Source organism: Streptomyces sp. NPDC005494, from assembly GCF_042872025.1.
Taxonomy (GTDB): Bacteria; Actinomycetota; Actinomycetes; order Streptomycetales; family Streptomycetaceae; genus Streptomyces.
In genome coordinates this window covers 11891-25508 of sequence record NZ_JBIAJR010000007.1, presented here as the reverse complement: position 1 = coordinate 25508, position 13618 = coordinate 11891, and the positions used below count along the sequence as shown (strand labels likewise).

Sequence of the window (13618 nt, the reverse complement as noted above, 5' to 3'; positions counted from 1 at the left end):
CCCGGGAGCGCCCGCCCGTCCGCACCGGTGATGTCCGTACGCAGGGGGAGCCGGGGGTGGCGGGGCGCCGGGCGTTGCGCTCTGCCGTTGCCGTCCCCGAGCCGGTCACGGCGCATGCCGGAGGATCGCTCACTCCGTGCCCGTGGTGAGCGATCCGTGGAGCGACGCCCCCCGCGCGGTCATCCGGCGGGGCAGGGTTCTCAGGTGGAGGACGAGGCACCCGGCAGCGGGCGGCCCTCGCCCTGCCGGGCGGGCGAAGGCGCCCGGCCGTGCGGGCCGGAGCCGGTGCCCTCGTCTGCGGGGGCTGGCTTCTCGGCTCCGGGCACCCAGAAGCCGAAGCCGAGAAGCATCGGCAGGGTCGGGAGCTCGGGAAGGTCGGCGAAGGCGGGGTCCGGCGCGCGGGGTACGCGTGCCACCCCGTCGTCGGACAGCGGGTGCGGCGCCGGGCGGGAGGCCCTCCCAGCCGTCGAGGCCGCCCCGCCGCGCCCGGCCGACCGGCGGGAGCGGCGCTCCGCGGCGACAGTCGACAGGGATACGGTCCCGCTCGGGGCGGACCGGGTGTTCGGAGCAGTCTTCTCGGCGACCATGAGGGCCTCCAGAACCTCGGTGTCACGCTTCGGACCGTCGGGCCCGCCTTGCGAGCCGACTCCGGCCGCCCGGAGGGCGTCGCCGTACGTCGTTCTCCGCGGCCACCCGCTCATCGCAGGGGGAGCGCGGCGCCTCCGTCCGCGGGCTTCACGGTGTCGGTGAACGCGCGTATCTCGCGCAGGACTTCGGGGGCCTGGGCGACGAGATAGAAGTGGCCGCCGGGGTAGGTGCGGAGCCGGAACGAGGCGTCGGTGTGGCGCTCCCAGGCCTGTGCCTCCTCCGGTGTCACCTGCGGGTCGTCCCCGCCGACGAGTACGGTGACCGGGCACTTCAGCGGTGGGCCCGGACGGTGCTGGTACGTCTCCACAGCCCGGTAGTCGCTGCGCACCGCGGGGAGGATCATGCGCAGGACCTCCTCGTCCGCGAAGACCTGGTCGTCCGTGCCCTGCATGCGCTTCATCTCCGCGACGATGCCCTCGTCGTCGGCGGCGTGGACGTTCTCGTCGCGATAGGTGGAGGGCGCACGACGGCCTGAGGCGAGAAGGCCCGCCGCGGGCGCCCCGCGCTCCTGGAGCCGGGTGGCCACCTCGTAGGCGACCATGGCCCCCATGCTGTGGCCGAACAGGACCAGCGGCCGGTCGGCCCAGCCTGCCAGCAGTTCGTCCGTCACCACGTCCGCGAGGGCGTGGATGGAGTCCACCGGCGGTTCCGTGTGCCGGTCCTGACGGCCCGGATACTGCACCGCCAGGACGTCCAGGCCCGGGCTCAGGGCCCGGGCCACGGGGAAGTAGAACGTGGCGGACCCACCGGCGTGCGGGAAGCAGACCAGTCGTACGCCGGCGTCCGGGGCGGGGTGGTACCGCCGTGCCCAGACATTGGATTGCGCCGGTGCTGCGGTCATGGCAGTCGGATTCCTCTCGGGCGTGGACCGTTGCGACGGAAGCCGCGCGCTGACGCCACGAGTATGCCCTCGGCCCTTTCGAAGTGGCCAGAATCGACCACCCCTGAACTCCCGTGATACCCCCCTATTCTTGGCCGGCGATAGGTGAGCAGGTAATGCCCTGGTAACACTGTGTGCAGGCCGGTTGCAGGGCCGTCGCGCATCCGGAACCAGCGCACGTGCACCATGCTCGTAGGCCCGGAGTCCCCAGGCTCGTGGCCAAGCGTCAGGAATCGAAGGGTATGTGTGATGGGCCAGAGATGACGCCGCCGAAGTCATGGAGAATATCCGCCCGCGCCGAATGCGTCGCACAATTCCCGGAGGACAAATGAAAACCGACGACCGCCATCCGCCGCCCTTCCGGCACCGCGTCATGGTCACCGGAACCGGTGCGGTCACCCCGTTGGGCGAGGGAGTGGCCGCTCTCCACAACCGGGTGGTGAACGGGGAGTCCGGGCTGACCGACGGGGAGGGCCACTGTCAGACGTTCGACCCGCACGCGGTGCTGAGCCGCAAGGGGATCCATGCCACCGACCGCTTCAGCCAGCTCGCACTCGTCGCCGCCGAGGAAGCGATCCGGCAGGCCGGCTGGTCCGACGGCCTGCCCTACGCCCCGGAACGCGTCATGTGCGTCATCGGTTCCGCCGCCGGCGGCGTGCTGACCTTCGAGGAACAGCTGACCACCATGCGGCGCAACGGAACCGATGCCGTCTCACGGCACGCCGTGCCGATGATGGCTTCTCATTCGGCCGCTGTCCAGATCGCCGTCCGGCACCGGCTGCGCGGTGAGACGTACTGCGTCACTTCCGGCTGCGCCTCCGGAACGCAGGCCATCGGCCTGGGTGTCCGGGCCATCCGCAGCGGCGCGGCGGACGCCGCGGTGGTGGGTGGAGCGGACGCGCCGCTGACCAATTTCATGCGCTCCGCCTACCTGAACGCCGGGGTCATGTCCCCCACCGGGATCTCCGTGCCGTTCGACGAGGGACGTGACGGCTTCCTGATGGGTGAGGGCGCGGGCGTGCTGGTCCTGGAGTCCGCGGAGAGCGCCGAACGGCGCGGGCGGCCGGTCCTCGGCGAGATCCTGGGCTACGGCTCCAGTTGCGACGCGTTCCACGTGCTCTCCCCCGCCGAGGACGGGGTCGCCGCCATGGGCGCCGTCCGGTACGCCCTCGACGACGCGGGCGTCGGTCCCGACGCGCTGAGCTATCTCAACGCACACGCCACCGGCAGCGCGCGCGACGACCGCCTGGAGGTCGCCGCGATGCGCGGTGTGCTCGCCGACGCCCTGGAGACCCTGCCGTTGTCGTCCACCAAGTCCGCCACGGGCCATCTGATGGGAGCGGCCGGCGCGGTCGAGGCCATCGCCACGCTGATGGCGCTGAACGCGGGGGTCGCGCCACCCACCGTGGGACTGCGGCGGCCGGACCCCTCGCTCGGGACGCTGCGGCACGTCCTGCACGCCGTGCCGCTGACCGCAGCTCCGGGCCGGCGCCCCGTCGGGATGTCCACGACGTTCGGGTTCGGCGGGCACAACGCGGTCCTGGTACTCGAAGGGGCCACGGCCTGAACGGCGGGACACACGCAGGATGCCTCCCGTCCTGCGCCTTAGGGGCGGCTAGGGGTGCTGTGTCCTCGCCCTCAACGCCAACACTGTCGCCATGGACAAGGAGACTCGCACGGGCCATGCCGTGGTCTTCCCGGGGATGGGACCCACCCGGTTCGAGGACGTGGCCCGATTCATGGTGATCAACCCGCAGGCCCGGAAGCTGGTGGCCGCCGCAGACGAACGGCTCGGCTACTCCCTCATCGACCGCTTTCGCGACACGGAGGGCGACTACTCGGAGTACGCCCAAGTCGCCTTCTTCGTCAACAGTCTGGCGCTCGCCCGGTGGGCCGAGGCCACGCTCGGCTGCGAGGCCACCGTATGCGTGGGGCCGAGCTTCGGCAACAAGGCGGCAGCCGTCCACTCCGGGGCTCTCGACTTCGCCGACGGCGTGACGATGACCTCGCGCTTCGCCCGGGTGCTGGACGACTACTTCGCGACGGAACACCGCGAAGCGGTCACGCTCTCCTTCGCCCGGACCCCGCCCGAGTCGCTGCGCACCGTGCGCGACGAGCTGGACTCGATGGGCGAGTGGCACGACATCACCTGCCAGGTCGACGACGACTTCGCCATGCTGACGCTGTCGCGGTCCCGCCTGGAGTGGCTCCAGCTGCGGCTGCGTGCCCTGGGCGGGCTGCCGCTGTACGTGATGCACCCGCCCATGCACTCTCCGGCCTTCGCCGGGCTGCGCCGCCGCATGGAGGAGGAGGCGCTGGCAGGGCTGCGGTTCAGTGATCCACGGCTGCCGGTGGTCTCCGACCACGACGGGAAGCTGCTGACCACCGGGGCCGAGGTGCGTGAGCTGATCCTCGACGGCTGCGTCCGGGCGGTCCACTGGCCGGACGCCCTGACCGCGCTCCGCGAGCGCGGTGTCGGCCGCCTGTTCGTCGCCGGCCAGGACGCGCTGTTCGGACGCGTGTCCGTCGCCACCCGCAACTTCGAGGTCACGGCGGTCGATCCGCGACTGGCACTGCGCCCGCGACGCCGCGGCGGGACCCGCTGAGGCGAAGCCCCGGCGAACCCCGCCGCACACGCACGGCCGACTCCGGTCAGCCGTGCGTGACCTGCACCAGCTCCGACATCTTGGTCCAGAGCACGCCGGGCGTCGCGAAGGTCTGCATGCTCAGTGCCTCGTCGACGAAGCGGACACCATAGGAATTCTCGAGCGCGCTGAGCAGCTCAACGGTTCCCATCGAGTCCAGGCCGAGATCCCGCAGTCCGGCATCTTCCTCCAGCGGCTCGTCCGCCGAAAGGAACGGCAGATAGCTGCGGATGATTTCTTCGAATTCCTTGTCCCACGTACTCATGTGTTCGGGCCCCATTCCGGTTCCGGCTTTAACAGCGGACCTGCCTAATGGGTGGTGACGCTAATCGCCCTCGGAGAACCCGAACAACCGCTACCAACCCCTGTCCCGCTTAACGCGTCCAGCAAGACCCCTGTCCGTGGGCCGGGCAACCGGGATCACGGTAATGCGCGGCCTGCGGGAAACGACCACCCACAGGAGGAAGTATGTCCGGCACCGTCGAGCACTCACTCCATGCCCGCTTTCTGCGCGGCCTGGAGATATCCCCTGACGGCACGGCGCTTCGGCTCGGCGGCACGTCCGCACTCAGCTACCGCGAGACCCACCGCCTCGCCCTCACCTGGGCCGGCGCACTGTGTGCGGGCGGCACCCGGCCCCGCGCGGTCGGAGTGCTGGCGGGCAAGACCGTGCCCGCGTACGTCGGCCTCCTCGCCGGGCTCTACACGGGCGCCACCGTGGTGCCGCTCAACCCTGACTTCCCCGCGGAGCGCACCCGCCGGATGCTGGAACTCTCCGGGGTCGAGGCGATCGTCGTGGACGAGGAGGGCGCGGCAGCACTCTCGAGGCTCCAGCTCCGAGCCGCCGGAACGGACCCCGGCTTCCCACCCGGCGCGGCAGTGCTCGCGGCCTCGGCGGACGGCACCGTCCTGACCGACGCAGAGGCGGTGGCGCCCTGGCCACGGGTCGTCGTGGACCCCGCGGCGGCGCTGAGCGCCCCTCGTACGGTCTCCGCCGAGGACACGGCCTACATGCTGTTCACCTCCGGCTCCACCGGCAACCCCAAGGGGGTGCCGATCAGCCACGGCAGCACGTACCACTACTTCCAGCTCCTGGACGAACGGTACGACTTCACGGCGCAGGACGTCTTCTCGCAGACCTTCGACCTCAACTTCGACTGCGCGATGTTCGATCTGTTCTGCGCCTGGGGGGCCGGCGCCACCGTCGCCGCCATCCCCCCGCACAGTTACCGCCGGCTCCCCGACCACCTGCGCGAGGAGGGCATCACGGTGTGGTTCTCCACGCCCAGCGCGATCTCCCTCGTCCGCCGCACGGGACAGCTGTCCCCCGGCTCACTGCCCACACTGCGGTGGAGCTTCTTCGCGGGCGAGGCGCTGCACTGCAAGGACGCCGCCGACTGGCACGAGGCCGCCTCGGGCTCGCTGCTGGAGAACATCTACGGACCCACCGAGCTGACGATCACCATCACCGGCCATCGCTGGGACCCGGTGGCCTCGGCCGAGCACGGCGTCAACGGCCTGGTCCCCGTCGGCGCGGTCCACGCGGGCCATGACCACCTGCTGCTCGCGGACGACGGTTCTCTCGCCGACGAAGAGGGTGAACTCTGCGTCACCGGACCGCAGATGACCGTCGGCTACCTCGACCCCGCGGACGACGAGGGCCGCTTCCTGGAACGCGACGGCCGCCGCTGGTACCGCACCGGGGACCGAGTGCGCAGGCTGCCGGGCAGCGACGAGCTGATCTACCTCGGACGGCTCGACTCGCAGGTGCAGCTCCAGGGCTGGCGCGTGGAGCTGGCCGAGGTCGACCACGCCGTACGCTCGTGCCCCGGGGTGGAGGACGCCCTCACGGTGGTCCAGCAGGTGGAGGGCGGCACCGAGCTGGTGGTCTTCTACACCGGCACACGCACCTCTCCGGCGGCGCTGGCCCGGGTCCTGCGGGAGATCCTGCCCGCCGGAATGATCCCGCGCCGGTACGAGCACCTCGGAGAGTTCCCCCTCAACTCCAACCGCAAGATCGACCGCAAGGCCCTCACCACGCGCGCCACGGCACTGTTCGGCGCCTGACGGCACGTACGGGCCGGGGTGTGGGGACGGGGACCGCCGATCGGCGGTCCCCGTTGTCACACCCCGGCCCGTGCACCGATGGGTCGTGGCTTCGTACCGGCCCCGCGCCAGGTCTTCGTACCGGCCCCGCGCCAGGTCTTCGTACCGGCCGGGGGCCAGGTCCTCGTACCGACCCGGGGCCTGGCCGTCTCGTACCGGACCGTGATCAGGGCCTTGGGCGAACCCGCGGTCAGCCTCGCTCGCGCAGATAGCCGAGCATTACCTCGACGAACCGCTCGGGCTCCTCGAGGTGGGGCAGGTGGCTGGAGTCCTCGAAGATCTCCCAGCGCGCCTGCGGGATCAGCTCCGCGTAGGGCCGCACCGTGGTGGGCGTCGCCTCGTCGTGGCGGCCGGAGAGTACGAGGGTCGGCACCTCGATGTCGGTAAGGCGGTCCTCCACGCCCCAGTCGCGCAGGGTGCCGATGACGTGGAACTCGCTGGGTCCGTTCATCGTGAAGTAGACCGTGGGGTCGTTGTACACCTCGTAGAACGACGCCTGGTAGTCCCGCGGCCAGGGCTTGATGCGGCAGACATGACGGTCGTAGAAGGGGCCCATGGCCTCGTAGTACTCGTTGGTCCCGGTGGTCCCCGCCGCCTCGTGCCGCAGGAGCGTCTCGTTGACGCCCGGCGGCAGCTGGGCCCGCAGGACCTCCATCTCCTGGAGCCACAGCGGGTAGGAGGCCGGCGCGTTGGCGATGACCAGCCCGCGCAGCCCGGCGGGCTTCCGGGCAGCGTGCTCCGCCACCAGGAGCCCGCCCCACGACTGGCCGAAGAGGACGTAGTTGTCGGCGACACCCAGCTCGCCGAGCAGATTGTCCAGTTCGGCGAGGAAGAGGTCCACGGTCCAGAAGTCCGCGCCGCGGTCGGGCAGATGGGTGGAGCCGCCATTACCCAGCTGGTCGTAGTGGACGACGGGCCAGCCGTGGTCGGCGAACACCGCCATGTTCTGCAGGTAGTCATGGGTACTGCCCGGACCGCCGTGCACCACGACGAGCGCCGGCTTGTCCGAGGTCACGTCCCCGGTGATGCGGTACCAGGTCCGGTACTCGCCGAACGGCACAGTGCCCTTGGTCACGGCCCGCTGGGACCCGGCGGCCACACTCATGTTCGATCACCCTTCGTCGGTCGCAGATGCGTCGATTGGTCGGGGAGCGCGGGCCCGGTTCGGCTGCCGCACGCTCCCCTGCTGCCGGAGCCCGGCGTACGTCAGTCCAGCGTGCCGATCCAGTCCTCGATCGCCCGCGCGCAGTCCGCGGCGCCTTCTTCCAGCATGGTGAAGTGGTTGGCTCCCACTCCTCGTACCGTCTGGGTCGCGTTCCAGGGCGCGGCCTGCCAGGCGTCGCCAGGGCCGTCCGTGTCGGCGCCGGGGAAGGGCCTGGCGCATTGCAGGAAGAGCACCGGGGCATGCAGCCCTTCCAGGGGGAACGACCCGAGCATGTTGCTGTAGCGGCCCATGGAGGACAGCCGGGCGCTGTCGAACCCGTCGAAGGTCTGCTCCATCTCCAGCATCGTCTCCAGCAGGCCGTCGAGCAGTGCGTTGGAGACGTCGGGCAGGTAGGAGTCCATGAGGACGACTCCGGCAGGACGCAGGCCGCGCTGTTCGAGATGCATCGCGGCGGCGTGGGCGAGGATGCCGCCCGCCGAGTAGCCGGCCAGCACGAACCGTTCGCCGCCCGCGGCCTCGAGGGCGGCCTCCGCCAGCACCTCGGCGGCGGCGTCGTTCGTGGCGGGCAGGCTGTCGCCCCGCACGAAGCCCGGCAGCGGAATGCCGGCGACCCCGCGGACGCCCTTGAAGTGGTTGGCGATGTGCGCGTGCTGATAGACCCCGCTGGTGGCCATGGGCGTACTGAGGCAGATCAGCCGCGTACGTCCGGCAGGCCCCTCCATGAGCCGGACCGGTACCGGGAGGGCGGGGATGTCCGCGGCCGAGGTGAAGGCGGGCCGCGTCTCCGCGACCGCGTTCAGCATGGTCATCGCCCTCTGGAGCGGGCCGTTCTGGAGCGCCTCTCGGAACAGCTGGCTGAGGGTGTCCGTCGCCGCGCTTGAAGGGCGTCCCGCACTCGTTCCCGCCGTGGGCGCGCCATCAGTGGCCGCTACCCCGGAAACCGGGCCGGCCACGGAGATCTCCTCCTGGAGGAACCGGGCCAGAGCCGCCGCGCTCTTGTGGTCGAAGACCACCATCGACGGCAGCCGCAGCCCGATCGCCTCGCTGAGCGCGGACCGCAGTTCCATCGCCATGAGCGAGTCGAAGCCCAGCTCGAGGAAGTCGCGTTCGGGGTCGATGCCCCCGGCTTCCTGGTATCCGAGCAGGTCGGCGGCGAGGCCGGTGACCAGTTCCCTGAGCAGCGTGTGCTGCCCCTCCGCGTCCAGCCCATCGAGCCTGCGGCGCAGAGCGCCGGGATCGGCCTTGCCTGCGGCGGTACGCCGCCGGGGCGGCGGGGCCAGGGCGTGAAGGATCTCGGGGAGGTTGTCGGCGGCTTGGCGGAGGGTGGGCAGATCGAGCCGGATGGGAACGAGAGCCGGATCGTCCAGACCCATCACCGTGTCGAAGAGCTCCAGACCACGCTCGGCCGACAGCCCCTCGATACCGACCTGCTTCATCCGCCGCAGATCAGCCCCCGACAACTCACCCCCCATCCCGTCCCCCGCAGACCACAACCCCCACGCCAACGCCTTGCCCGGCAGACCCGAAGCACGACGATGAGCCGCAAGACCATCCAAGAACGTGTTCGCCGCCGCGTAGTTCGCCTGCCCCGCGTTCCCCAGCACGCCAGCCGCCGAAGAGAACAACACGAACGCCGACAGATCCATCCCCGCAGTCAACTCATGCAAATACCACGCCGCATCCACCTTCGGCGCGAACACCCCACCCAACCGCTCCGGAGTCATCGCACCGATCACACCGTCATCCAGCACACCCGCCAGATGCACCACACCCGACACCGGATGATCCGCCAGCACCTTCGCCAGACCATCCCGATCCGACACATCACACGCCTCGAACACCACCCGCGCCCCAGCCGCCTCCAACTCCGCAGCCAAAGCACCAGCCCCCGCAGCACCCCCACCACGACGACTCACCAACACCAACTCCCGCACCCCGAACACCGACACCAACCGCCGGGCCACCAAACCACCCAACGACCCCGACGCACCCGTCACCAACACCGCACCCGAACCAAAACCACCCACCGCCGGTGAACCCGTCGTCTCTCCCGGCACCGGCACCAGCTCACTCCCGGGCGACACCGCGGCCACGTCGACGGCCACCCGGCCCAGACGGGCGACCCTGGCACCGTCCTCAAGCACCACCACCTGCGGCTCACCAACCGAGACCGCCACCGCAAGACCATCCTCCAGACCCGTCCCCTCACCAAGATCAGCGAGAACGAACCGACCCGGAGCACCCGCCTGCGCGGAACGCACCAGACCCCACACCGCAGCACCAGCAAGATCCGACACATCACCACCATCCACCGACACCGCACCCCGAGTCACCACCATCAAACGGCTGCCGGCGAACCGTTCACCCTCCAACCACTCCTGCACCACACCCAGCACACCCGACACCACACCCCGCACCACACCAGGGCCCGACCCCGCACCACCGCACCGCAGCACCACCACAGCCGGCACCGACCCACCATCAACCACGTCCTCCCAGAACCCCCACCCACCAGGCAGAGAAGCGGAGGCCGGGACAGGGACCGTGGCCGGCACCCAGTCCAGACGGAACAAACTGTCATGGAACACACGCCCGCCCCCGGCCAACTGCTCCACGGAGACCCGGCGCGACGCCAGCCTCTCCACCGAAGCAACCGGACGCCCCGCACCGTCAGCAAGCCACACCGACACATCACTGCCACCCGAGCGCACCACCCGCACCCGCGCCGCAGAAGCGCCCACCGCATGCAACGCGACACCACTCCAGGAGAACGGCAACACCGGCTCCGACTTCTCCTCACCACCCGACAGCAGCACCGAATGGAGAGCAGCATCAAGAAGCGCCGGATGCAGACCGAACCGCCCCGCATCATCACGAGCCTCGTCAGGAAGAGCGACCTCCGCGAAGATCTCCTCACCCCGCGCCCAGACAGCCCTCAGCCCCTGGAACACCGGCCCATACTCATACCCCTGCTCAGCCAGCCGCTCATACGCACCCTCGACGGGAACAGGCACAGCACCCTCCGGCGGCCACACCGCCAGGCCGAAGTCAGCGTTCGGCGGTTCCGGCAGCAGTACGCCCTCAGCGTGAAGGGTCCACAGGATGTCCCGGTCACCCTCCGGCCGCGAGTGCACACTCACCTCACGCGCACGGTCATCGCTCGGAGCACCGACCACGACGTGGACCTGCAGCGCCTCGGACTCGGGCAGGATCAACGGCGCCTGAAGCGTCAGCTCCTCCAGCAGCCCGCACCCGACCTCCTCGCCCGCACGCAACGCCAGCTCCACCAGGCCCGTCCCCGGCACCAGCACGCTGCCCAGCACACTGTGATCAGCAAGCCACGGCTGAGTGGCAAGCGAGAGACGACCGGTGAAGACCACTCCCCCGTCGGGCAGACCAACGGCCGCGCCCAGGACCGGGTGATCGGCTGAGACGAGTCCAAGGGACTCCGGGTTGGAATCCATGACGTCGGGAAGCAGCCAGTAGTGCTGGTGCTGGAAGGCGTACGTGGGAAGGTCGATGCGGCGGGCGCCGGTGGGCGCGTAGAAGGCCGCCCAGTCGGGTGAGTGGCCGACCGTGTGCAGCCGCGCGAGCGCCGTGACCAGCGCTTCGGGCTCACTCTGGTTGCGACGCAGACCGGGCACGAACACCGCGTCGGCCGCAGAATTCTGCGCCATGGCGGTAAGGACCGCGTCGGGGCCGACCTCCAGGAACACGGAGACCCCGGCGGCCGAGAGCGCACGAATGCCGTCGCCGAAACGGACCGCCTCGCGGACGTGGCTCACCCAGTACTCGGGGGTGCGCAGGTCGTCGGTGGTTGCCGGCTCGCCGGTGACGTTGGAGACGACCGGGATACGAGCCTCGCCGAAGGTGACGTTCTCCGCGACCGTGCGGAACTCGTCGAGCATCGGCTCCATCAGCGGCGAGTGGAACGCGTGCGAGACCCGCAGCCGGCTCGTCTTGCGGCCTTCCGCCTCGAAACGGGCGGCGACCTCCAGGACCTCGTTCTCGGCGCCGGAGATGACGACCGCGTCCGGACCGTTCACCGCAGCGATGCTCACCGCGTCCGACGTCAGATACGGGAGAACCTCGTCCTCCGACGCACGGATGGCGACCATCGCGCCACCCGCCGGCAGGGCCTGCATCAACCGCGCACGCGCAGCCACCAACCGCGCCGCATCCGCAAGCGACAGCACACCCGCCACGTGCGCGGCCGTCAGCTCACCCACCGAATGACCAGCGACGAAGTCCGGGCGCACACCCCACGACTCCAGCAACCGGAACAGCGCTGTCTCGAACGCGAACAACGCCGGCTGAGTGAACTCCGTCCGCTCCAACACCGACGCGTCCCCGCCCCACACCACATCCCGCAGCGGCGCGGGCAGATGGCCATCCAGCTCCGTGACCACCGCGTCGAACGCCTCGGCAAACACCGGGAAGGACTCGTGCAGGTCACGGCCCATCCCGACCCGCTGCGCACCCTGACCCGTGAACAGGAACGCCGTCTTCGGTCTGGACCTGGCCTCGCCACGAAGCACCGAAGCGTCCCGCCGGTCACCAGCAAGCGCCCGCAGCCCCTCGACCAGCTGCTCCCGCGTGTCGCCCACCACCGCAGCCCGATGCTCGAACACCGCACGCGAGGTCGCGAGCGAGAAGCCTACGTCCACCGGACGTATCTCGGATTCACTCATCACCTGCGTCAGCAGACGCGCCGCCTGTGCCTTCAGCGCCTGCGCTCCCGTGGCCGAGAGCACCCAGGCATGCAGCGGGATCTCCGGAGCAGAAGCCGGAATCCTCTCTTGCCCGTCACTCTCGACGGGCTCCTCCTCCGGCGCCTGCTCGATGATCACGTGCGCGTTCGTGCCGCTGATCCCGAACGACGACACAGCAGCCCGCCGCGGGCCATCCGTCAAAGGCCACTCACGCGCCTCCGTCAGCAGTTCCACCGCACCCACCGACCAATCCACCTGATCCGACGGACGATCCACATGCAACGTCTTCGGCAACACACCATGCCGCATCGCATGAACAACCTTGATGATCCCCGCCACACCAGCCGCAGCCTGCGTATGACCCATGTTCGACTTCACCGAACCCAGCCACAACGGCCGGCCCTCAGGCCGATCCTGGCCGTACGTCGCCAGCAACGCCTGCGCCTCGATCGGATCACCCAACGTCGTACCCGTACCGTGCGCCTCCACCAGATCCACGTCTCTGGTGGTCAACCCCGCATTCGTGAGCGCCTGCCGAATGACGCGCATCTGCGACGGCCCGTTCGGAGCGGTGAAGCCGTTGCTCGCACCGTCCTGGTTGATCGCGGAGCCGCGTACGACCGCGAGCACCGGGTGGCCGTTGCGGCGGGCGTCCGACAGCCGCTCCACCACCAGGACGCCGACGCCCTCGCCCCAGCCCGTGCCGTCGGCCGCCGCCGCGAACGACTTGCACCGGCCGTCCGCAGCCAGCCCACGCTGCCGGCTGAACTCCACGAACGTCTCCGGCGTCGCCATCACCGTCACGCCACCCACCAACGCCAGCGAACTGTCCCCCGACCGCAGAGACTGCACCGCCGAATGCAACGCCACCAACGACGACGAACACGCCGTGTCCATCGTCACCGCCGGACCCTCGAGACCCAGCGTGTACGCCACCCGCCCGGATACCATCGAGCCGGTCGAGCTGCTGTACGGGTAGTCGTGGTACATCACACCGGCGAAGACGCCAGTCCGGCTCCCCCGCAGGGTGCCCGGGTCGATTCCGGCCCGTTCGAGCGCTTCCCACGACACCTCCAGCAGCAGCCGCCGGTGCGGGTCCATCACCAGTGCCTCGTTCGGACCGATCCCGAAGAAGGCCGAGTCGAAGCCGCCGGCGCCATGGAGGAAGCCGCCTTCGCGGGTGTACACCTTTCCTTCGGCGCCCGGCTCGGGGTCGTACAGCTGCCCGGTGTCCCAGCCACGGTCCTCCGGGAAGGCGCCCACCACATCCCGACCATCGGCGGCCATCTGCCAGAGGTCCTCGGCCGACTCCACACCACCCGGATAGCGGCAGGCCATGCCCACGATGGCGATCGGCTCATGCAGGGTCGACGAAAACTTGCTGTTCTGGCCGCGAAGCCGCTCGACCTCCTTGAGTGACGCCCGCAGTGCGTCAACCAGCCGTGCGTCTGAAGTCGTCATC

8 protein-coding genes are annotated in these 13618 nt (G+C 70.1%); 3 read left to right on the top strand and 5 right to left on the bottom strand.

The features are described from left to right. Positions 1-200 precede the first annotated feature (200 nt). Entirely contained in the window at positions 201-416 is a 216-nt protein-coding gene (locus ACFYQ6_RS20740) for a hypothetical protein (protein WP_388764209.1), read from the bottom strand. Between the two features lie 281 nt (positions 417-697). Then, positions 698-1489, bottom strand: a complete 792-nt coding sequence (locus ACFYQ6_RS20735; protein WP_361584247.1) for an alpha/beta fold hydrolase — start codon at positions 1487-1489, stop codon at positions 698-700. Between the two features lie 367 nt (positions 1490-1856). Here ACFYQ6_RS20735 and ACFYQ6_RS20730 point away from each other — a divergent pair, with 367 nt between their 5' ends. Next, a complete protein-coding gene (locus ACFYQ6_RS20730) occupies positions 1857-3095 on the top strand; it encodes a beta-ketoacyl-[acyl-carrier-protein] synthase family protein (protein WP_361584249.1) in 1239 nt (412 codons plus the stop codon). A 91-nt stretch (positions 3096-3186) separates the two neighbouring features. Next, entirely contained in the window at positions 3187-4134 is a 948-nt protein-coding gene (locus ACFYQ6_RS20725) for an ACP S-malonyltransferase (protein WP_361584252.1), read from the top strand. 46 nt (positions 4135-4180) lie between these two features. Here the strand turns inward: ACFYQ6_RS20725 and ACFYQ6_RS20720 are convergent, their stop codons facing one another. Continuing rightward, complete coding sequence (locus ACFYQ6_RS20720) at positions 4181-4438, bottom strand: phosphopantetheine-binding protein (protein ID WP_388764206.1); 258 nt, start codon at positions 4436-4438, stop codon at positions 4181-4183. A gap of 203 nt (positions 4439-4641) precedes the next feature. Between ACFYQ6_RS20720 and ACFYQ6_RS20715 the strand changes: the two genes are divergently transcribed. Further along, entirely contained in the window at positions 4642-6240 is a 1599-nt protein-coding gene (locus ACFYQ6_RS20715; RefSeq protein ID WP_388764204.1) for an AMP-binding protein, read from the top strand. A gap of 229 nt (positions 6241-6469) precedes the next feature. Here the strand turns inward: ACFYQ6_RS20715 and ACFYQ6_RS20710 are convergent, their stop codons facing one another. Both ACFYQ6_RS20710 and ACFYQ6_RS20705 read right to left on the bottom strand, forming a co-directional pair. Further along, on the bottom strand, positions 6470-7384 hold the full coding sequence (locus tag ACFYQ6_RS20710) for a proline iminopeptidase-family hydrolase (RefSeq protein ID WP_361584261.1): 915 nt from the start codon (positions 7382-7384) through the stop codon (positions 6470-6472). Positions 7385-7485: 101 nt separating this feature from the next. Beyond that, complete coding sequence (locus ACFYQ6_RS20705; RefSeq protein ID WP_388764202.1) at positions 7486-13617, bottom strand: type I polyketide synthase; 6132 nt, start codon at positions 13615-13617, stop codon at positions 7486-7488. Between the last annotated feature and the right edge of the window lies 1 nt (position 13618).